The 20,931-nt window shown below is 29.5% G+C and carries 28 protein-coding genes and 1 tRNA gene; 7 read left to right on the forward strand and 22 right to left on the reverse strand.

Features of this window, described 5'->3' with window-relative positions:
- Together AJ889_RS02055 and AJ889_RS02060 are read left to right on the forward strand one after the other, a co-directional pair.
- On the forward strand, positions 1–576 hold a 576-nt coding region (locus AJ889_RS02055; protein WP_074484689.1), incomplete at its 5' end, for a methyl-accepting chemotaxis protein.
- Positions 577–710: 134 nt separating this feature from the next.
- Positions 711–2,492 carry a PhoX family phosphatase gene (locus AJ889_RS02060; RefSeq protein WP_070293220.1) on the forward strand — a complete coding sequence of 594 codons (1,782 nt, stop codon included), beginning with the start codon at positions 711–713 and terminating at the stop codon, positions 2,490–2,492.
- 37 nt (positions 2,493–2,529) lie between these two features.
- On the opposite strand, the gene trxB is transcribed toward AJ889_RS02060, so the two are convergent.
- The 19 genes from trxB to mqnP all read right to left on the reverse strand — a co-directional run bounded on the left by trxB (position 2,530) and on the right by mqnP (position 15,984).
- A complete protein-coding gene (gene trxB / locus AJ889_RS02065) occupies positions 2,530–3,468 on the reverse strand; it encodes a thioredoxin-disulfide reductase (protein ID WP_002851648.1) in 939 nt (312 codons plus the stop codon).
- A gap of 133 nt (positions 3,469–3,601) precedes the next feature.
- A complete protein-coding gene (gene trxA / locus AJ889_RS02070; protein WP_002778629.1) occupies positions 3,602–3,916 on the reverse strand; it encodes a thioredoxin in 315 nt (104 codons plus the stop codon).
- A gap of 56 nt (positions 3,917–3,972) precedes the next feature.
- Positions 3,973–4,311 (reverse strand): YraN family protein, encoded by a 339-nt coding sequence (locus AJ889_RS02075; RefSeq protein WP_052786773.1) that lies wholly within the window; start codon positions 4,309–4,311, stop codon positions 3,973–3,975.
- Positions 4,311–5,558, reverse strand: a complete 1,248-nt coding sequence (locus AJ889_RS02080) for a homoserine dehydrogenase (RefSeq protein ID WP_052786774.1) — start codon at positions 5,556–5,558, stop codon at positions 4,311–4,313. Before AJ889_RS02080 ends, AJ889_RS02075 begins: the two co-directional genes overlap by 1 nt.
- 3 nt (positions 5,559–5,561) lie before the next feature.
- Positions 5,562–6,764 (reverse strand): LL-diaminopimelate aminotransferase, encoded by a 1,203-nt coding sequence (locus tag AJ889_RS02085; protein ID WP_002888244.1) that lies wholly within the window; start codon positions 6,762–6,764, stop codon positions 5,562–5,564.
- 11 nt (positions 6,765–6,775) lie between these two features.
- Positions 6,776–7,582, reverse strand: a complete 807-nt coding sequence (locus AJ889_RS02090; protein ID WP_002934851.1) for a hypothetical protein — start codon at positions 7,580–7,582, stop codon at positions 6,776–6,778.
- On the reverse strand, positions 7,576–8,514 hold the full coding sequence (locus tag AJ889_RS02095; RefSeq protein WP_070293222.1) for a hypothetical protein: 939 nt from the start codon (positions 8,512–8,514) through the stop codon (positions 7,576–7,578). The genes AJ889_RS02090 and AJ889_RS02095 overlap by 7 nt, the downstream gene beginning before the upstream one ends.
- Complete coding sequence (gene rlmB, locus AJ889_RS02100; protein WP_002854186.1) at positions 8,507–9,190, reverse strand: 23S rRNA (guanosine(2251)-2'-O)-methyltransferase RlmB; 684 nt, start codon at positions 9,188–9,190, stop codon at positions 8,507–8,509. Before rlmB ends, AJ889_RS02095 begins: the two co-directional genes overlap by 8 nt.
- 14 nt (positions 9,191–9,204) lie before the next feature.
- On the reverse strand, positions 9,205–10,029 hold the full coding sequence (gene rsmI / locus AJ889_RS02105; protein WP_002934850.1) for a 16S rRNA (cytidine(1402)-2'-O)-methyltransferase: 825 nt from the start codon (positions 10,027–10,029) through the stop codon (positions 9,205–9,207).
- Between the two features lie 2 nt (positions 10,030–10,031).
- Entirely contained in the window at positions 10,032–10,232 is a 201-nt protein-coding gene (gene rpmE, locus AJ889_RS02110; RefSeq protein ID WP_002851603.1) for a 50S ribosomal protein L31, read from the reverse strand.
- A 78-nt stretch (positions 10,233–10,310) separates the two neighbouring features.
- Positions 10,311–10,967 carry a 16S rRNA (uracil(1498)-N(3))-methyltransferase gene (locus AJ889_RS02115; protein WP_002851903.1) on the reverse strand — a complete coding sequence of 219 codons (657 nt, stop codon included), beginning with the start codon at positions 10,965–10,967 and terminating at the stop codon, positions 10,311–10,313.
- A 1-nt stretch (position 10,968) separates the two neighbouring features.
- Positions 10,969–11,376, reverse strand: a complete 408-nt coding sequence (locus AJ889_RS02120) for a membrane protein (RefSeq protein ID WP_002851635.1) — start codon at positions 11,374–11,376, stop codon at positions 10,969–10,971.
- Complete coding sequence (locus AJ889_RS02125; protein ID WP_002867930.1) at positions 11,376–11,801, reverse strand: cytochrome c; 426 nt, start codon at positions 11,799–11,801, stop codon at positions 11,376–11,378. Before AJ889_RS02125 ends, AJ889_RS02120 begins: the two co-directional genes overlap by 1 nt.
- A complete protein-coding gene (locus AJ889_RS02130) occupies positions 11,801–12,382 on the reverse strand; it encodes a 6-carboxytetrahydropterin synthase (protein ID WP_002858675.1) in 582 nt (193 codons plus the stop codon). Before AJ889_RS02130 ends, AJ889_RS02125 begins: the two co-directional genes overlap by 1 nt.
- Complete coding sequence (locus AJ889_RS02135; RefSeq protein WP_002934847.1) at positions 12,379–13,122, reverse strand: 7-carboxy-7-deazaguanine synthase QueE; 744 nt, start codon at positions 13,120–13,122, stop codon at positions 12,379–12,381. The genes AJ889_RS02130 and AJ889_RS02135 overlap by 4 nt, the downstream gene beginning before the upstream one ends.
- 2 nt (positions 13,123–13,124) lie before the next feature.
- Positions 13,125–14,087: a GTP 3',8-cyclase MoaA gene (gene moaA / locus AJ889_RS02140; protein WP_002934846.1), complete on the reverse strand. Its 963-nt coding sequence runs from the start codon at positions 14,085–14,087 to the stop codon at positions 13,125–13,127.
- A 12-nt stretch (positions 14,088–14,099) separates the two neighbouring features.
- A complete protein-coding gene (locus tag AJ889_RS02145) occupies positions 14,100–14,615 on the reverse strand; it encodes a DUF6115 domain-containing protein (protein WP_002851715.1) in 516 nt (171 codons plus the stop codon).
- A complete protein-coding gene (locus tag AJ889_RS02150; protein ID WP_002872897.1) occupies positions 14,612–15,109 on the reverse strand; it encodes a hypothetical protein in 498 nt (165 codons plus the stop codon). Before AJ889_RS02150 ends, AJ889_RS02145 begins: the two co-directional genes overlap by 4 nt.
- A complete protein-coding gene (gene mqnP, locus AJ889_RS02155; protein WP_002934845.1) occupies positions 15,100–15,984 on the reverse strand; it encodes a menaquinone biosynthesis prenyltransferase MqnP in 885 nt (294 codons plus the stop codon). Before mqnP ends, AJ889_RS02150 begins: the two co-directional genes overlap by 10 nt.
- Positions 15,985–16,054: 70 nt before the next feature.
- On the opposite strand from mqnP, the gene miaA reads away from it, so the two are divergent.
- On the forward strand, positions 16,055–16,924 hold the full coding sequence (gene miaA / locus AJ889_RS02160; protein WP_002851982.1) for a tRNA (adenosine(37)-N6)-dimethylallyltransferase MiaA: 870 nt from the start codon (positions 16,055–16,057) through the stop codon (positions 16,922–16,924).
- Here the strand turns inward: miaA and AJ889_RS02165 are convergent.
- Positions 16,910–17,473, reverse strand: a complete 564-nt coding sequence (locus AJ889_RS02165) for a manganese efflux pump MntP family protein (protein ID WP_002851996.1) — start codon at positions 17,471–17,473, stop codon at positions 16,910–16,912. The genes miaA and AJ889_RS02165 overlap by 15 nt on opposite strands.
- A 147-nt stretch (positions 17,474–17,620) precedes the next feature.
- Here AJ889_RS02165 and AJ889_RS02170 point away from each other — a divergent pair.
- Positions 17,621–17,695, forward strand: a tRNA-Glu gene (locus AJ889_RS02170).
- Positions 17,696–17,830: 135 nt separating this feature from the next.
- On the opposite strand, the gene AJ889_RS02175 is transcribed toward AJ889_RS02170, so the two are convergent.
- Positions 17,831–18,013: a hypothetical protein gene (locus tag AJ889_RS02175; RefSeq protein WP_032584898.1), complete on the reverse strand. Its 183-nt coding sequence runs from the start codon at positions 18,011–18,013 to the stop codon at positions 17,831–17,833.
- A 267-nt stretch (positions 18,014–18,280) separates the two neighbouring features.
- Between AJ889_RS02175 and sodB the strand changes: the two genes are divergently transcribed.
- From sodB to AJ889_RS09550, 3 genes are all read left to right on the forward strand, one after another.
- Positions 18,281–18,943 (forward strand): superoxide dismutase [Fe], encoded by a 663-nt coding sequence (gene sodB / locus AJ889_RS02180; protein WP_002851662.1) that lies wholly within the window; start codon positions 18,281–18,283, stop codon positions 18,941–18,943.
- 68 nt (positions 18,944–19,011) lie between these two features.
- Positions 19,012–19,215, forward strand: coding sequence for a hypothetical protein (locus AJ889_RS09545; RefSeq protein WP_002851823.1), 204 nt, complete (start codon positions 19,012–19,014; stop codon positions 19,213–19,215).
- 125 nt (positions 19,216–19,340) lie between these two features.
- A complete protein-coding gene (locus tag AJ889_RS09550) occupies positions 19,341–19,703 on the forward strand; it encodes a hypothetical protein (RefSeq protein WP_032584896.1) in 363 nt (120 codons plus the stop codon).
- A gap of 12 nt (positions 19,704–19,715) precedes the next feature.
- Here the strand turns inward: AJ889_RS09550 and AJ889_RS02195 are convergent, their stop codons facing one another.
- A complete protein-coding gene (locus AJ889_RS02195) occupies positions 19,716–20,921 on the reverse strand; it encodes a saccharopine dehydrogenase family protein (RefSeq protein WP_032584893.1) in 1,206 nt (401 codons plus the stop codon).
- Between the last annotated feature and the right edge of the window lie 10 nt (positions 20,922–20,931).

The following is a 20,931-nucleotide window of genomic DNA, read 5'->3' on the forward strand; positions in this document are numbered from 1 at the left end:
TCAGACTTTGCTAATGCTTTAGCTAATGAAAGTGGAAAATTACAAACTGCTGTTCAAAGCTTAACCACTTCTTCAAATTCTCAAGCTCAATCTTTAGAAGAAACTGCAGCAGCTTTAGAAGAGATCACTTCTTCTATGCAAAATGTTTCAGTTAAAACTAGTGATGTTATCACTCAATCTGAAGAGATTAAAAATGTTACAGGTATTATAGGTGATATTGCAGATCAAATCAATCTTTTAGCTTTAAATGCAGCTATTGAAGCAGCTCGTGCTGGAGAACATGGTAGAGGCTTTGCAGTGGTAGCTGATGAAGTTAGAAAGTTAGCTGAAAGAACTCAAAAGTCTTTATCAGAAATTGAAGCTAATACTAATTTACTTGTTCAATCTATCAATGATATGGCAGAAAGTATTAAAGAACAAACTGCAGGTATCACTCAAATCAATGATAGCGTAGCTCAAATTGATCAAACTACTAAAGATAATGTTGAAATTGCTAATGAATCAGCTATTATTTCTAGTACAGTAAGTGATATAGCTAATAATATCTTAGAAGATGTTAAGAAGAAGAGGTTTTAATTAGTCATTTATACCTAGTGAAAAACTAGGTATAAATTTTTCCTTCAATTTAAATTTTTCATCAAAGTTTCTAAAAAGTTTCCAAATATTTTTATACTTCCATTGTTTTAAATTTTAATATGGAGTAAAAACAAATGGAAAGAAGATTGTTTTTAAAAGGTTCAGCTTTAGGTTCTATGGTGGCTTTTTTTGCAAGTTCAAATTTAAGTGCTGCTATGCTTAAGGATAAGGATTTGCTAGGTTTTAAAGCTGTTAGTGCAAGCACGCAAGATAAAGTTATAGTACCACAAGGTTATGAAGCAAAGGTTTTAATTTCTTGGGGTGATCCACTTTTTAGTAAAGCAAAACCTTATGATGAAAATAAAATCATCGATATGAATGCGGTTAAAAATGCTCATTTGGTTTTTGGAGATAACGATGATGGTATGAGTTTTTTTCCACTTTCAAAAAACAGAGGAATTTTAGCCGTTAATAATGAATATATAAATCCTGAAATCATGTTTAATCATCATGGTAAAAATTTAAGCAAAGAAGATGTTTTATATGAACAAGCCAGTGTGGGTGTGAGTATCTTAGAAATCGAAAAAAAGGGTGATGATTGGACTGTGGTTTTAGACTCTAAATATAATCGTAGAATCGATGCAAACACTAAAATGCAAGTAAGTGGAGCAGCTAAAAAAGAAGTTTTAAAAAATGAAAAATTTGTTCATGGAACTTTTGCAAATTGTGCAAATGGACAAACACCTTGGGGAACTTATATCACCTGTGAAGAAAATTTTGATGACTTTTTTGGAAGTTCAGGTGAAAATCTAGAATTTAATGACTCTCTTAAACGCTATGGATTTAACAAAACTAGCCTTTATGGTTGGGAAAAATTTGATGAAAGATTTGATTTAGCTAAAAATATCGATGAAGCCAATCGTTTTGGTTGGATAGTGGAAATCAATCCTTTTGATGCAAAAAGCACACCTGTTAAAAGAACTTCTTTAGGGCGTTTTAAACATGAAAATGCAGAAATTATCGTAGAAAAAGATGGTTCTGTTATAGTTTATATGGGTGATGATGAGATGAATGAATTTATTTATAAATTTGTTAGCAAACACAAATACAAAAAAGGTACTGATACAAGTAAAATTTTAGATGAAGGTACTTTGTATGTAGGACAGTTTAACGGCAATGTGGGAGATTTTAAAGGACAGGGAAAATGGATAGCTTTAGAATATGGCAAAAACGGCCTAGATGAAAAAAATGGTTTTAAGTCTCAAGCTCAAGTACTCATCAATACGCGTCTTGCTGCAAGTATTGTAGGTGCAACTCCTATGGATAGATGTGAATGGATAGCAAGCCATAAACAAAGTGGTTCTAAAGAAGTATTTGCAACACTAACGAACAACAAAAATCGCCAAGAACCTAATGCAGCAAATCCAAGGACTAAAAATGTTTATGGACAAATTTTAAAATGGATGCCAAAAAATTCTCATAAAGACGATGATTTTACTTGGGAAATTTTTGCTCTTGCTGGAAATCCTGATAACCAACAAGGCTTATATAAAGGCTCAAATAATATTACAAGTGAAAATAAATTCAATTCTCCTGATGGACTTAAATTTGATAGAGATGGAAGACTTTGGATACAAACAGATGGATCTTATTCTAATAAAGATGAATACGAAGGTATGGGAAATAACTGCATGCTAGCAGCAAATCCAAAAACAGGGGAAATCAGACGCTTTTTAACAGGGCCTATTGCTTGTGAATTAACAGGAATTGCTTTTAGCGAGGATTATACTACAATGTTTGTAGGCATACAACATCCAGGAGAAGGTTTAAAAGGTAGTACTTTTCCTTATGGAAAAACACCAAGATCGAGTGTAATAATGATAAGAAAACTTGATGGTGGAGTGATAGGAAGCTAAATAAAAATAAAGTTGCTTTTAGCAACTTTATAAAATCTTAATGCAAGCTTTCTATATAAGCCATAGCACTTAATGCAGCTACAGCTCCATCACCTGCAGCACAAATAACTTGCTTAGGCGCATCTTTTCTAAGGTCCCCTGCGGCAAAAAGTCCAGCAACGCTAGTTTGCATTTTAAGATCAACACTTACTTGCCCACCTTCTTCCATATTGCATAAAAACTTACTATCGTCTTGTTTTAAAATTTCATTTCTTACGTTAAGACCAACAAAAGTAAAAATTCCTGGAACATTTAAATCTCTAATACTACCATCTTTTAATTTTACTTTTACTCCAGCAACACCCATTTTATCGCCATATACTTCATCTACACTTGCGCTAGTAATGAGTTCTATTTTTTCGTTTTTCTTAACTTTTTCTACTGTAGATGGAGCTGCTCTAAACTCATCTCTGCGGTGGATAAGATAAATCTTAGAACAAATATTTGCTAGATATAAAGCTTCTTCTAAAGCCGTATCTCCACCACCTAAAACTGCAACTTCTTTATTTTTATAAAAAAATCCATCACAAGTTGCACAAGTGCTTACACCTTTTCCAAAAAATTCATCTTCGCCCTTAAAACCTGCTTTTTTTGGAGCTGAGCCTGTACAAACTATCACAGCTTTAGCAAGTTCTGTTTTACCACCTTCTAATTTGATGGTAAAACTTCCATCACTATTTTTTAAAATTTGTTCTACTCCAACCATTTCATGTTTTAAACCAAAACGCATACATTGTTCACTCCAAGGAGCCATAAAAGAAATTCCATCCATAACTTGGGCTACACCTGGATAATTTTCTATCTCAGAACTTGAGGTAATTTGTCCACCAGGCATACCTTTTTCAAACATTACTACATTTTTAAGTCCACCTCTAGTTGCATAAAGTCCGGCACTAAGTCCAGCAGGACCTCCACCTATGATTGCTACATCTAACATTTATATTTCCTTTATATTGAATTTTATTATTAATAATGATATAAAAATTATTCTTAATAGTAGTTAATAAAAATTATTATTTAGTATAAATTTGAAATTTTTAAGAAGAAGGCTAGTTATACTAGCCTTTAGTTTATAGTAAAGAGTTTAGTTTATCACTAATTGCTTGTTTAGATTGTGCACCAACGAGTTGATCTACAACTTCACCATTTTTAAAGAAAATAAGCGTAGGAATAGAGCGAACACCAAATTCAGCTGCTAAATCACCTTGTTCATCTGTATTTACTTTGCAAATTTTAGCTTTACCATCGAAGTCATTTGCAAGTTCATCAATAACCGGAGCAAGCATTCTACAAGGTCCGCACCATGGAGCCCAAAAATCAACTAAAGCTACACCTTCTTTTGCTTGAGCAAAATTATCACTTGTTAATTCAATATATTTTCCCATAATTTTTCCTTTCTTTAATTTTTGTCTAATTGTATTTTATTTTTTTAAATATCAGCTTAAAAACTTATATTTTCGCAAAATTGTATCACATCATTTTTAATGCAAATCAGATCAATCTGAAAATCCGATGAAATTCCATTTTTAAGATGATAAAATTCTATAGTTTTTAAAATTTTTTCAAATTTTTTTCTATCCAAACGCTCGGAAACTTCATAATCATCTTGAGTAAATTTAACCTCTATAAAATGTAAAATTTCATCTTTTTTGGCTATTATATCGATTTCTCCAAATTTAGAATAGAAATTTCTTTTTAAAATTTCAAAGCCCTGTTTTTTTAAAAATTTACAAGCCTTATCTTCACCTAAAATTCCATCTAAATAAGCTTTTAAACCCATTATTCTATACGCATCATAAAAGGTTTGGTTTTTATAAAATCTTGTTTGCGTAAAATTTCAAGCAAATTTTGTATGCTTTTTTCATAAGTTAAATGCGTAGTAAAAAACAAAGTACTGTAATTTTCATCATTTTTTTTAGGTTTTTGTAAGAAACTATCGATAGAAATATTATTTTCACTCATCAATTGTGTGATTTTAGATAAAACCCCTATTTTATCTTCAACTTTCACCCTTAAATAATATTTTGTATAAATTTTATCTTTGCTTAAAAGCTCGTATTCTAAAGTGTTCACAAAACCAAGCATTGGTGCTTTTACCTGATCTCTTGCTATATCCATAAGATCTGAAATCACAGCACTTGCAGTGGCCTCTCCTCCTGCTCCTGCTCCATAATACAAACTTTCACCCAACAAATCTCCATTAATGCTTATAGCATTCATCACTCCATCAACTTTTGCAAGCATTTTTTCTTTATCTATCATAGTAGGATGCACTCTTAATTCTACTTTATTTTCACGCACCTTAGCTATACCTAAAAGTTTTATGGTAAATTCAAACTCATTAGCAAAATACATATCTTCAGGCGCAATTTCGCTAATACCCTCGATCAAAATATCTTCAGGTTTAGCTTTAAGATTATAAGCGATACTTGATAAAACAAGCAGTTTATGTGCTGCATCTTGCCCTTCTATGTCAAAAGTTGGATCAGCTTCTGCATAACCTAAATTTTGAGCTATTTGCAAAGCCTGTTCAAAACTCATATTTTTTTGACTCATAGAACTTAAAATATAATTACTCGTACCATTTAAAATCCCTTTTATAGCCAAAATATTATTTGCACTTAAACCTTCTTTTAAAACCTTTATAATAGGAATTCCTCCAGCCACACTTGCTTCATAACCAAAAGCTAAATTTTTAGCCAAATTTTCAAGTTCATAACGATGATAAGCAAGCATAGCTTTATTTGCAGTAACAACAGCTTTTTTCTTTTTTAAAATTTCACTCACTATTTTAAAAGCTTCATCCACCCCACCCATTAATTCTACAAAAACATCTACATCAGCATTTAAAATTTCTGCAACGCTATGAGTAATTGGAATTAAAGCATTTTTTTTAGGACTTCTAGCAAGAGCGATCACAGGAGTTATGCTTTGCCCACATCTTGCACGAATAAGTTTATCATTTTCTAAAAGAAATTTAACCACCGCACTTCCAACAGTGCCATAACCAAGAATCGCTACTTTCATAACTTACTCTTTTAAATATTTTTTGATATTACGTGCAGCTTGGCGTATGCGATTTTCATTTTCAATTAAAGCAATTCTTACATACTCATCACCTGCTTCGCCAAAACCTACCCCAGGACTTACTGCAACACTAGCACGCTGTAAAAGTTGCTTTGAAAATTCTAAACTTTTTAAATGTCTTTTGCTTTCAGGGAGTTTTGCCCAAACAAACATACTTGCTCTTGGTTTTTGAAGTTTCCAGCCTGCATTTTCAAAAGCTTCAAGTAAAATGTGCATTCTTTTATCATAAGTTGCACGGATTTCATCTACACAAGTTTGATCTCCATCTAAAGCTATGGTAGCTGCTACTTGAATAGGTGTGTACATACCATAATCAAACCAAGATTTTATTTTTTTAAGCGCACTGACTAAGCGTTTATTTCCTACTACAAAACCCACGCGCCAGCCTGCCATATTGTAAGATTTTGAAAGAGTGTAAGTTTCTACCGCTATATCTTTTGCGCCTTCAATTTCCAAAATAGAAGGAGTTTTATAGTCATCATAAGTTAAATCTGCATAAGCAATATCTGAAATAATATAAAATCTTTCTTTTTTTGCCGTTGCTATCAATCTTTCATAAAAACTTTTCTCACAAGTTACTGTTGTTGGATTATGCGGGAAATTAACAACGACATATTTTGGACGCGGGATGCTTTCATTTAAAGTTTTATGTAAATTTTCAAAAAATTGATTTTCATCAAGCTCAAATTTTTCATTATAAGCTAAAGGCATTTTTGCTACATTACCTCCTGCTATAATAAAAGCTTGAGTATGTATAGGATAAGCAGGAGTTGGCACAATAGCAACATCTCCAGGATTTATAATCGCTCTTGCAAGATTTACAAAACCCTCTTTTGAACCCATAGTAGCTACAACTTCATTTTCAGGATCTAGGTTGACATTATATTTTCTTTTATACCAATTACAAATTGCTAAGCGAAGTTTATAAATCCCCATGGATGTAGAATATCCCGAGGTTTTATCTTTGTTAGCACTTTCACAAAGTTTATCTATAATGTGTTGTGGAGTTTTACCATCGGGATTTCCCATTGAAAAGTCGATGATATCCTCTCCAGCACGTCTTGCTGCCATTTTTATCGCATTTACTTCTGCGAAAACATAATTTGGAAGTCTTTCTATGGTATTAAAACGGATTTCATCAAACATTTCTTAATCCTTTATTTTTTAAGTGTGATTTTTAAACCCCTGCGTATATTATCTAAACTATACATATCGCTTACAATAGCATATATAGCACCATTTGGAATAAGTTCTGAAAAATGATTATTTTTATTTTCGCTTTTTACTGCTTTAATTAGATTCAGATTTTTATCTAAAAAGAAGATTTTAGGAAACCAATTGTCTAAATCATTTGCATCAATAATCAAATTTGTAGCATTTTTTAAATCAAACACATAGTCTTTAAGGGGTTTTTCTAATGATTTTGGAGTATTTAAATTAACATTTGTATTAGTTTTTAATACAGCATTGGAAAAATTTAAATCATATTCATAGTCATATGCTCCAATGCGCTTAATATTATCTATATAGACAGAATTTTCTTTTAAGAGATTGTAAAGCGTTCCAGGATCTAAAACATATTGAGATTCTACTTGTATGGTATAGTCAATATTTCCTTCTCTTAAAATCAAATCTGTAGGGATAAAATATATATATCCGGCATCTGTTAAAACATCGGATAAAATTTTAAAAAACATAACTTCATCAGCTTTTGCTTTAAAATTTAGTTTTAGACTTTGAGGATTTGATAGTGTTAAGGCAATTAAAGAATTGGTTTTTAATATTTGAGATATTTTTGCAATATCACAATTTCCATTATTATCTATGTAAGAATTATTTGAGAATAATAATTCTAGTTGAGAATTTTTACTAGGATTGTTTACTAAATTTTTTGCTAATTCAAGACTTGAGATTGCAAAAGATATATTAACCCAAAGAGTAAGAATAATAATTTTTTTTACCATTCTTTACCTTTATTTAATTTTACAAATTCAGCAGCTGAAATACTTGTAATTTTTCCATCTTTAATCAAGAAACGTTTTGAAATTCCTACAGGAAATTTTTGTTCTTTATTTTCTTGATCAAACATTGTTAAAGCTGCAGCCCCTGTTAAAATTAACTGATCTTTATCTAAAGAAATATTAAAATCTTTTTCTTTAACAAAGCTTGTTTTTTTAAGGCTTTTTAAATCTATCAAACCTATCCAAATCTTGGTAGAGGTTTTAAAATGTGCTTCTTTTAAAGAATCAGTTTTTGGTGTATTTGTGTCTTCTTGGATTTGGGTATTTTTTTCTTCATCGAGTAGGGTTGTGTTATTTTCACTGATATTATTTTCTATGCTTATGTTTTTATCATTTTCTTGTAATGAGATGTTTTGGCTTGGTAAAACGCTCTCTGTTTGATTTGTTTCTTGTGCTTTATTGTTGTCTATAATAACAACATTGTTTCCACCTAAAGATTTTAAATTTTCTTGTGCTTGTCCTATTATGTCTATAACTGTTGCACTAGTATTATTTTGTTCATCTTTGAAAAAAGTTCTAAGTGTATCAAAATAATAAATTCCACTTCCTATAATCACTAAAACAATAAGAACAATCAAAAAAGGCCAAGTGTTAAAGGATTTTTGACTATAAGCATCTAGTTTTGGGGTTATCATTTTTGATTTTGTTTGTGGAGTAGGATTGTTTTCGTTAAGATAAGCTTCATACTCTTCGTTAAAATCACTAAAGTCGAGTTCGTATTCTCTGCTCAAAATTTTAACAAAACCTTTAACATTAAAACGACTTAAAACAGCAAAATTCTTTTCTACTAAAGCTTCAAGAAAATCAAGTTCAATTTGCGTTTTTGCTGCAACTTCTTTTAAATTTAATTCTTGTATTTTTTTCCAATTAAGCATTTAACATCCTATCACAAAGTATTGCAAAAGCAGCGCTGACATTAAGACTATCAAAATTATTTTTCATCGCAATGCCCACACATTCATCGCATTTTTTTATAATTTTAGAGCTTAAACCAAAACCCTCACTACCCAAAACTAAAACTTTTTTACCATTGCTTATTTTTACACTGTGAATTTCTTTTCCCGAGCCATCACTCGCATAAAAATAAAAACCTACTTGTTTTAGTTCGTTTATTACACTTAAAGCATCGTTACTTATTGCAATAGGTAAATCAAGAGCCGCTCCGCTGCTTGTGCGAATTACTCCTTCCATGGCTAATTTTTCACCAATAAAAATTAAAGCCCCAACCCCTAAAGCATAAGCTGTACGCGTGATAGCCCCTATATTTCCTACATCACTAATTCCATAAAGCATAACAATAAAATCATTTTTTTTGATCTCATTTAAATTTGCAAAAGAACTTTCTTTAATATCTAGCAAAAAACCTTGATGATTTCCACCTTTCGCATAAGCTTGAGCAGTTTTAAAATCAAGTTTTTTGATTTTAAAACCAGATTTTGCGATTTTGGAAAAAGTAATTTTATCACATTCTTTTGCTAAATAAAGCTCATTGATACAGTCTTTATGATATTCTAAAATATAAAAAAATATTTGCTTCCCATAAACTATCATACTTAAAATTTTACCTAATCTTGACTTAAAAGCAGTTTTTGATAAATTTCTTTTGCATTTTTTCCATTGATCTTTGATAATAATTTTGCTTTTGCTTTTAAAGGCAGCTCTAAATCCATAATATCTTTTTCACAAAGAGTATTTTGCAAAAAATTTTGTTCTTTTGATTGTAGTACTACAACCCATTCACCGTTTAAATTAGACTTTTTTAAAATTTCAAAAAGCTCTTTAGCATTGCCTTTAAATTTTTTTTCAAATTTTTTACTGATTTCTTTAATCAAAAAAATTTCTCTTTGGCTATCTAGAATCATAATTTGTTCTACTAAAGATAAAATACGCTTAGGGGATTCGTAAATAATACTTGGATAAGGAAGATTTAAAATTTTTTCTATATCTTTTTGTCTTTCTTTACCTTTATTTGCTAAAAAACCAATAAAGATAAATTCTTTTTGACAAAATGCCGAGCTTACAAGAGCAACTAAGGCTGCATTTGCACCTGGTAAAATTTCATAGGTGATATTATTTTCTTGTGCAAATTCTACCAAAGTCTTGCCAGGATCACTAATTCCTGGCATTCCTGCATCACTTAAATAAGCTACATTTTTTTCAAATATCTTTAAATCAATACTTGCTAAAACTTCTTTTTCATTATGGGAGTGTAAGGCTATAAATTTAGAAATATGTATATCAGTATGAAATTTGGTATTTAATAACGAAATCAAAGACTTACTTACTCTTGTATCTTCGCAAAACACAAGATCGCAAGTCTTTAAAAGTTCTAAGGCTCTAAAAGAAATATCGCTTAAATTTCCTATGGGAGTAGGAATAAAATAAAGCATAATTATTGCATTGCGTATTTTTTCTTAAATTTCTCTACACGACCTGCAGCATCTACAATTTTTTCACTGCCTGTAAAAAAAGGATGGCAATTTGAACAAATATCTACTCTTAATTCTGCTTTGTTTGACTTTGTTGTAAAAGTATTTCCACAAGCACAACTTACTTTGCATTCTACATATTCTGGGTGAATTTCTTTTTTCATTAGTTTTCCTTAAAAATTAAAACAATAAGCCGTGATTATAAATTATTTAACATAAAAAAGAGATTAATTTAAGAAAAGTTAAAGTAAAATTTTTGAAGCTATAGCTATAATAGCTGTTTGACTTTTTAGAATATTAGAGCTTTTAAGAGAGATTTTCCGGTTAAACAATAATCTCTCATCATTGTTAAATCCACCTTCAGGACCTATAAAATATAATTCTTTTTCATCGAAATGACTTTGTTGTTCTCCTTGAAAATCAACCATAATTGCATTTGGAAATTTTTGAACAAATTCTTGAGTGCTTTGGTGGATAATTAAATCCATTTTAGTATTTCTACCGCATTGTTCACAAGAAGAAATAATGATTTTTTCAAATCTTTCTAAATCGATTTTAAAATTTCTTTGTGAAAAATTTGTAAAAACCAAATGTAACTTTTTTACTCCAAGTTCATTTAAGAAAGGTAGAGTTTTTTCTAAAATTTTAATATCTATAATGGCTAAGGCTAAGTTTAATTCACTTTGTTTTATATTTTGTGATTTTTTGTTTAAAAATTTTAAAGTGCAAGAATTTCTTGTTAAATTTGTGATTGTATAGTTGTAAAGAAAATTATCTTGTAAATTTCTAAGATTTAGCTCCGAATTTTCCTTTACTCTTCTTACTTTTAAATGGTTAAAGTTTTCACCTTGAAGTTGTATAAACTCTTCTCCAGCTTGCTTGTTATACAAAAATTGCATTTTATAGATATCTTTCTATTAAAAAAGGCAAAAACAATAAAAAAATTTCAAAAGGTAAAATCAAACAACTAATCCATCTAAAAGTGGCATATTTTCTAAATCTTCTTGCTTTTTTAAAACAAACAAAGTGAAAAATTGCTAAGGCAAAAATTAAGATCCAAGAAAAAATCATTACCCAGATATTGACATTCATTTGAAATTGTTTCATTGCTGATAACAAACAACCTGTAAAAATAATCAAAGCTAAAAATAAATAATAAATTGGTAAAAATAATCGTATTCTGCGAATAAAAATGAATTCGGTTTTAAAATTTCCTTGTGTTAGTATAAGATAAAAAAGCATTAAAAAACCGCTCGCATAAAGACTATAAAGATGTAAAGCTAAAAAGAATTCGTAACTTTGATCCATTATTTTCCTTTGTTTATAAAATCAGCTAAATTTTGAATTTGTTCATCACTTAAAAAACTATGGTTTTTATCTTTTATCGTTTTTATTTTTTGTATAAAAATTTTATTGCTCAAGGTTTTAATGGCCGTGCTGTTTTTAGGTTTTAATTCCCCTTTTTCTCCATGACAAGTGGCGCATTTTTGTTTATATAAAGAGTTGATAATACTAGGATTGACTTCATGTTCATCATCTGAACTTTGTGCTTCATCATCTACAGGTAAAGGCAGGTTGGAGTCACTTAATTCTGTTTTTTCATCGTTTTGTTCTATTTGGACTACTTCTTGATCTGTATTTTGAGTCTTGGAAATATTTTTTTCATCATTAGAACAGGCAGATAAAACTAATAAAAAAAAACTTAAGGCAATTAAAATTTTAGCTTTTTGCATTAAATCTCCTTTGGATTTATAAAAATTTCTTCATTTTTTAATTTGTTATAAAAATCTATATCATTCCATTCTGCTTTAATGCCATTGGAAAATTCTATGTCTTGAAGTGAAATTTTTGGCATTAGCTCACTATAGGCATCTTCTCTAAAACCTTGTGCATAACCTGTTCTTGTTTCATGAACAATGATGCTTTGTAAAGTCACTCCTTGTTCTCCATTTACCATTTTTGTTTGTTTTAATAAAGCATCTATAAGTATGAAAAATACACGACAAAAATTTTCAGCACTTACATTAACAGGCAGGCAAATCCAACGACTTGAATATTTTTTCATTTCTTCTAAATATTTTGCGTCATCATATTTAAAAAGAGTGATAGCATGATCAAAACTATCAATAATTTGGCGTATATAGGTTTTTAAAAGTCCAAAATCATAGACCATTCCAGCATTATCTAAATATTTGCTTTCAAGTAAAACTTCAACTTTGTAAGAATGTCCATGAATGCTACTTTTGCAACGCTTAGAAGAACAAAATCTAACAATGTGTGCGTTTTCAAATTCAAATAATTTTCTTATAATCATACACCCTCTTTATCGTTCCAAAGACGAATATGAATTCTATCAGAATAATTATAACCATTCTTAATACAAAATTCAGCAATTTTTTGAGCATTTTTTTTAAGGTTTTGCTCATTTTCACCCATAGGCATACAAAAAATTTGATTTGGAGCTTCTTTTAGAATTTCATTGATTTCTAAAAATGAATTATCAAGAGTATTGGCATCTAAAACAAATTTATAAAAACTATCTTTTGCGTAATTTTTAAATGCTTTTAAAGCTTTAAAATTTAATCGTTTATCTTTTTTTATCCCACTATTTTGGAGTTTAACGCTTAAAGCAAAAATACATTCTTTGTAAAAAGGATATCTATCAAAATCAATTTCTATGCTTCCATTGCTTTCAAAGTGTATTTCGAATTTATTTTTTAATAACATTTGGATAAATTCTGTAAATTCAGGATTTTCATAATGGATTAATGGCTCTCCACCTGTGATAACAACTATAGGATCAAAGTCTTGTTTTAATTTTATCACTCTTTTTAAAAGTTCATTAGCATTTAAAGTTTCATAACTTTCTTTAAAATCTTTTGTGAAAACAGCTCTTATCGTGTCACATCCAATGAGAGTTTTATCGTTTTTTGATATTTTTACATTAAAACCTAAACAGTTGAAATTACAACCAGCAAAACGCATAAAAATAGCTAATTTTCCATTATATTTACCTTCTCCTTGAATGCTTAAGAAACTTTCAACAAGTTGCAAAATTAACCTCCAGTTTGATAAAAAGCACGAGATGAGGTTTCATTATCAACAACACTCCATTTATTTTTTTCTGGTTTATTTCTTAATACTTCTTGTAATATTTCTACAGCGGCTTTAATATCACCTTTTCGAACCGCTTCTTTTATGCTTAATGCTTCATCAAAATAAAGACAAGGTATTAACAAGCCTTCAGCACTTAAGCGTATGCGATTGCAAGAATCGCAAAATTCATGGCTATGAGGATCTATAATTCCAAATTCATAATCATCTGCCTTGTAAATACTCACAGGTGCTTTTTCATCTTTTTTTATAAGTTGAATTTGATATTTTTGACTCAAAATTTGTATAATTTCATCTCTTTTTAATCCTTGTAATTTACCATAAGCATGAGTATTTTCCATAAATTCTATAAAGCGAATTTGAGCTTTTTTTGATTTTGCAAATTCCAAAAGAGATATCAGTTCATCATCGTTTAAATTTTTAAGAGCTACAGTATTAAGTTTTACTTTCAAATCTAGATTTAAAGCTTCATCAATTCCAGATAAAACACTATCTAATACATCTTTTTGCGCAAGAGTTTTTGCTTTTTTGTGATCTAGGGTATCAAGTGAAATATTAAGTCGTTTAAGTCCAGCATTTTTTAGGTCTTTAGCAAAGTCTTTTAGTAAAAATCCATTTGTAGTTATAGCAAGGTCAATATCGCTTTTATAATCGCTAATCATTTTTATAAAAATACTTAAATCTTTTCTTAATAAAGGTTCTCCACCTGTTATACGGATTTTTTCAATTCCTTCGTCTATAGCTGCTTTAACAAATAAAAAAAGTTCTTCGAAGCTTAATAAATTTTCTTTTGGCTGATAATCGAAAGGAATTTTTGGCATACAATAAAGGCAGCGAAAGTTACATCTTTGTGTAACTGAAATTCTAAGATAATTTATCTTTCTACTGAATTGATCTATAAGCATTTATTTTCCATTCTATTTTATTAATTTCTTAAATTTTAAGACAAGTTCTACATTTCCAGTGCCAATGCGTAAATCTTTAGCGATTTGTTCTATGCTTTTTCCTTCTTTGAAAAGATTTTCTATTTTTTGTTCTTCTGTATCGTAATTTGGCGTAAGTTTAGCCATGCTTTGTGCTTTTTGTTCTAAATTTAAAAGACGATTTTGTTGTTCATTTTGAAAATCTTCTATGATATGTTCCATAGTTTTTAGTGTTCTTAAAACAGGAGTGATTTTTGAACTGATTTGTTTATCAAGTTCAATCATAATTTCTTCTTTTAAAAGAGAGGTTTTATAGTCTTCATCCTCTTCGCTATCATCTTTAACTCCTAATTCTTTACGAAAATAATGAAGTTCTTTGGTAATATCTTCTATCACATTTTGAAGTTTTGCTATTTTTGCATTATTTTCTCTTTCTTTGATATTCATATAGGCTAGCATTGCAATTAAAAGCACAATTATAAAAACTAAATAAAGTACATCATCACTCATTCTTGGCCTTTCTTATTTCTTATCATATTTCTTTGAATTTCAACAACAAAAGCATCAAAAGCCATTTTGTCTTCAGGCTTAATTTTGATAATTTTTGCCAATGTTTGACTTTGAGCTTTGATAAAAATAGCTATTTTTTGATTATTTAAATCAAATCTTAAATAATATTCTTTATCTTCTTCTAAAATAGTATCCAAAAAATTTAGATATTCAAAATTCAAAGATTCTACTACCCCTTTTTGCTTAAGTGGTATAAGTTCTTTATTTTTATCTAAAGAATTTTCAAGCCTTAAAATATCTTCTTTTAGACTTAAAAGAAGATCAAAAATAATTTTTTCACCCTCGTCAAAATCAATGCGTAAAGCAAGTTTTTTCCATTTTAAAATTTGAGAAATTGCTCCAAGTTTTAGGTATTCTCCAAGAAAACGGTTATTTTCTATTTCACAACATTCTAAATGAGCTTCAAATCCTGCTTTAAAAAGTGCTAATTCCATAATAAATCAATCCAAATAAAAATAAAAAAGATAATACTTAAATAACCATTTAGAGTAAAAAATGCTCTATCAATATGAGCAAAATTCTTGTGAACAATTTTATGTTCCAAGGCTAAAATAATACCGCTTATAATTACCCCAATAAGTGCTATTTTTCCAAGTGCTACACCCCAAACTTCCCACACAAAAAGAAGCCAAAATAATACCGCTAAAATATGGCAAAAAGCTGATATAAATAAAGTAGCCTTTGAACCAAATTTAGCAGGAATAGAGTGAAGTCCTATTTTTTTATCATACTCCATATCTTGTAAAGAATAAAGCAGATCAAACCCAGCTGTCCAAAAAGTTACACCTAAACATAAAATAACGCTATAAATGTGAATTTCACCCATAATTATAACACTTCCTGCAATAGGCGCAAGTCCTAAACAAAATCCTAAAACTAAATGTGCTAAAGAACTAAAGCGCTTAAAAGCTGAATAAATAGCCAATACCAAAAGCACAGGAAAAGACAAATAAAAGGCCAAGGTATTAATAAAATAAGAACATGATATAAAAATAAGTGCATTAATAATGATAAAAATCCATACGCTTTTTCTACCTATTTTTCCACTGACATTAGGGCGATTTGCACAACGAGGATTATCCTTATCTATATCTTCATCCATTAAACGATTTGTAGCCATGGCAAAATTTCTTGCACTTACCGCACAAATAATGCCTAAAATCAACGCCTTAAAACCAAACCAAGCAGTGTCATTTACAAGTTTTGATGCTACAATCATAGAGGAAAATAAAAAAGGCAAAGCAAAAATAGAATGCTTAAATACTACAAGTTCTAAAATATCTTTAAATTTTATCCAGAATGTGTTCATTTTTCTACTTTAAAATATTTTTTGCTATGATTTTACTAAAATTTTTATAAATTTTAGGATAAATATTAAAATGTTTTTTGAAATAGCATTAATAGGAACAACTGCGAGTGGAAAAACATACATAGCCAATACTTTAGCAAGAGAATTTAATGCTGTTGTTTTAAGTCTTGATAGTCTTTGTGTTTATAAAGAGATTAATATAGCAAGTGCCAAGCCTTCACAAGATGATCTTGCGAGTATAAAATACTTTGGGGTAAATTTATTGAGCGTGAATGAACATTTTAATGTTGAGTTATTCATAAGAGAATATCAAAAAGCAAAAGAATTTGCTTTAGCTAGAAATTTACCTCTAATTATAGTAGGTGGAACTGGATTTTATTTAAAAACTATGATAGATGGTTTAAGTGAAAAAACCTTAGAGTCAAAGAGTTCTTTAAATAACGATGAAATTTATGCTCTTTTATTAAATATTGATCCAAACTATAAAATAGAAAAAAATGATACTTATAGATTAAAAAAATGGCTGGGTATTTATGAACAAACAAGAGAAATTCCTAGTGAATTTTTAAAAAGAACACAAAAAACTGGGGTGCTTAAAGATATAGAAATTTATGAGCTTGCGTGGGATAAAGAAATTTTAAAAAAACGTATTAAAACTAGAACAAAAGAAATGCTTGATAATGGACTTTTAGATGAAGCAAAAATTCTTTTTTCTAAATTTGATCATAAACTTAAAGCATTAAATTCTATAGGTTTGAAAGAGTGTAAAGAATATTTAGATGGAGAAATTTCCTTTAAAGAGCTTGAAAATTTAATCACGATACATACTACACAACTTGCCAAAAGACAAAGAACTTTTAATAAAAAATTTCAAAGTAAAGCCTTGGAATTTGATAAAGCTTTAGCTACTTTAAGAATGAAATTTTCAATCGAAAAATAAATGTTCTATTAGAATTTTTACTCCTAGTATAATTAAAACCAATCCGCCTAAAAGTTCAGCTTTATTTTTAAGATAAATTCCAAATTTATTCCCTATTTTTAGAGCAATGATACATAAAATGAAGGTGATAATACCTATTAAAAATATAGCTAATAATAAATTTACATTTAAAAATGCAAAACTCACACCAACTGCTAGTGCATCGATACTCGTAGCAATTGCTAAAGCTAGCATGGTTTTAAAGCCAAATTGATTGGCATTACTATCGCAATTTTCATTTTCCAATGACTCTTTGATCATTTTTAATCCTATTAAAGAAAGTAAAATAAAAGCTATCCAATGATCAATACTCGCAATAAAAGATGCAAAAGTTATGCCTATAAAATAACCAATAGTTGGCATCAAAGCTTGAAATCCACCAAAATAAATTCCAACAATAAGATAATGTTTTAAATGTAGTTTTTTAACACTAAAACCTTTACATAGTGATACAGCAAAAGCATCCATTCCTAAAGCACAGGATAAAAAAATAAGACTATAAAAATCCATAATAAATCCTAAAATTTTATAAAAAATTGAAGATGAAATTATAATTAAACAAAGATAAAAATCACATAATTTTGATATATTTAATTAAATTTTAAGAAATAAATATATATAATTCAATTTCATTTTTATTTTTTACTCCTTAAAAGTGGCCCATTCGTCTAGCGGTTAGGACATCGCCCTTTCACGGCGGTAACACGAGTTCGAGTCTCGTATGGGTCACCACTTTTTAATTTTTCTTTTAAAATAACAATTTTTTCATTTTTTCTATTGAAATTTAATAAATATTAATAATTTATTTTGTAGAATACGAATAGCTTTTGATATAAGTCTATTATAGACTTATATCAAGGCTGGGCATTATTGAGTTGGTGTTTGCTCTTTTGTTTTTTTGTGAGTTTTAGCTTCATGTTTTTTATCAGCTTTAGCTTTTGAATGATGAGCTTTTGTATGTGTTTGATTTACATCGCTTGGAGTATCAGCTGCAAAAACATTAGCTGCGAAAGCACCTAGTAATGCTGAGATTAGTACAACTTTTTTCATATTTTCCTCCTTATGAATAATTTTTAGTTGCAAATTAATTGTAATTATTAAAAATCAACAAATAGATATTTTTTGTAAAAATATTTCAAAAAAATATAATTTTTTATATATATTTAAATTATTATTAAAATATATTATAAATGTATCTTATTTTATTTAGGTTAAATAAATAGAAATTTTACCCACTAAGCTTTTAAGATATTTTTACTCTTTTTAATATTATTATGGTAATATTTTCAATATCAAACTAAAAATAAAGGAGAAATTATGTTTGAATTAAGAAAATTACCTTATGATACCAATGCTTTTGGTGATTTTTTGAGTGCTGAAACTTTTAGCTATCATCATGGAAAACATCACAATACTTATGTTACAAATCTAAATAATCTTATTAAAGATACTGAATTTGCAGGTAAAGATCTTGTAAGTATTATCAAAACTTCAAATGGGGGTGTATTTAATAACGCAGCTCAAGTTTATAATCATGATTTTTATTTTGATTGCATTAAGCCAAGTACAGGCTGTGGCTGTGGCGGTTCATGTCAAAGTATAGATGCTAATTTACAAGCGGCACTAGAAAAAGAATTTGGATCTTTAGAAAATTTCAAAGCTGAATTCATCAAAGGTGCTACAGGAGTTTTTGGTTCAGGATGGTTTTGGTTAGTTTATAATACTAAAAATCAAAAACTAGAATTTGTAGGTACTTCAAACGCAGCTACACCAATTACTGAAGATAAAGTTCCTTTACTTGTTGTAGATGTTTGGGAACATGCTTATTATGTAGATCATCGTAATGCACGCCCTGCTTATTTAGAAAAATTCTATGCTCATATTAACTGGGAATTTGTTGCAAAAGCTTACGAATGGGCTTTAAAAGAAGGCATGGGATCAGTTAGCTTTTATGCAAATGAACTTCACCCTGTAAAATAACTTTAATCCTTTTTGTGCTAGAATGGATTTTGACATTAAGTCAACATTCTACACAAAAAGGGGCAAAAATGGATAATTCTTTATCTGCATATACTCAAAAATATGACAAAGAAGGTTATGGACTTCAATATCCTGATGGTCATGTTATAAGATTTTACGAGAGAATCTTAAAATACAAACTAAGCAAAACAAGTGGAAAATTACTTGATTTTGGTTGTGGAAATGGAGTGCATTCTAAGTATTTTAAAAATATAACCGGGGGGGGGGTATAGAGCCTTATGGCATTGATATAGTTCCTAGTTTAAAAAAAGTTTGGGAAAAAGATCCTTGCTTAGATTCTAAAAATTTTCACATCATATCTCCTAATTCTAGCTTTAAAAAACTCTTCAATACAAAAATGGATTTTATATTTGCAAATCAAAGCTTATATTATCTTACAAAACAAGCTTTTAAAGAAGCTGTGCAAGAATTTTATGAACTATGCAATGAAGGAGCTATTATATTTGCAACCATGATGAGCGATAAAGGCTATAGTATGTATGAAAGAGGAAAACTTATGGATAATAGCTTGCGTGAAGTAAAAGGATGTCCAAGTGGTAGATTGAGTGGTTCTTCATATATACGCTTTGCTAAAGACATAGAAGAATTAAAAGAAGATTTTAAACCTTTTAAACCTTTATTTTGGGGAGATTATGAATTAATTAATCTGTATAATTTTGAAGGCAGTGTGGAGCACTTTATTTATATAGGACAAAAGTAAGTGCTCTAGCACTTACTCTCCTAAGCTTGGAGTCATTTCGATAATCTTCCAAGGAAGTCCTTGAGAATTCAGCTCTTCCATAAAAGGCTTAGCGTCAAATTCTTCCATATTAAACACGCCTTTTCCTTGCCAAATTCCTTTAGCGATTAATTTCGTACCTATCATAGCAGGAACACCTGTAGTATAGCTCACAGCTTGCGCGCCAGTTTCTTTGTAACATTCTTCATGATTGCAAACATTATAAATATAAACTTGTTTGTCTTTTCCATCTTTTTTACCACGAATCACACAACCTATATTGGTATAACCTTTAGTGCGTGGTCCTAAACTTGCAGGATCAGGAAGCAAGGTTTTTAAAAATTCTATAGGAATGATTTCTTTACCTTGGTGTATCACAGGTTTAATCCCTAGCATTCCAACATTTTCAAGACATTTCATGTGAGTTAAATAACTTTGTCCAAAAGTCATAAAAAAGCGTATTCTTTTTAAACCTTTGATATTTTTTACCAAGCTTTCAAGTTCTTCATGATAAAGCAAATAGCTATCTTTCACTCCTACTTCTGGATAATCCCACTCCATTTTTATTTCCATAGGCTGCGTTTCTATCCACTTGCCATTTTCCCAATAACGCCCTTTAGCAGAAACCTCACGCAGATTGATTTCAGGGTTAAAATTCGTCGCAAAAGCATAGCCATGATCACCTGCATTGCAATCTAAAATATCTATATAAGAAATTTCATCAAATAAATTTTGCTGTGCATAAGCACAAAAAACATTAGTTACACCAGGATCAAATCCACTTCCTAAAAGTCCTAAAATTCCTGCTTGTTTAAACTTATCATTTCTCGCCCATTGCTCTTTGTATTCAAATTTAGCTAAATCAGGATGTTCATAATTTGCCGTATCTATATAATCAATCCCTGCTTTTATACAAGCATCCATTAAACTCAAATCTTGATAAGGCAAAGCAACATTGAGTAAAATTTGCGCTCTTGTTTTCTTGATAAGTTCTACAACCGCATTGCTATCATCAGCATCAATTTGCGCTGTTTCAATTTGAACCCCTAAACGCTCTTTGATAAAAGTAGCGATTTCATCACATTTGCTTTTTGTTCTACTAGCTAAAGTGATTTTGCTAAAAGTATCAGAATTCATTGCGCATTTTACAGTAGCCACACGACTTACTCCACCTGCGCCTATGATTAAAAGATTTTTCATGAAATTTGTC

It is taken from the genome of Campylobacter sp. BCW_6468 (genome assembly GCF_001762865.1).
Classification (GTDB): domain Bacteria; phylum Campylobacterota; class Campylobacteria; order Campylobacterales; family Campylobacteraceae; genus Campylobacter_D; species Campylobacter_D jejuni.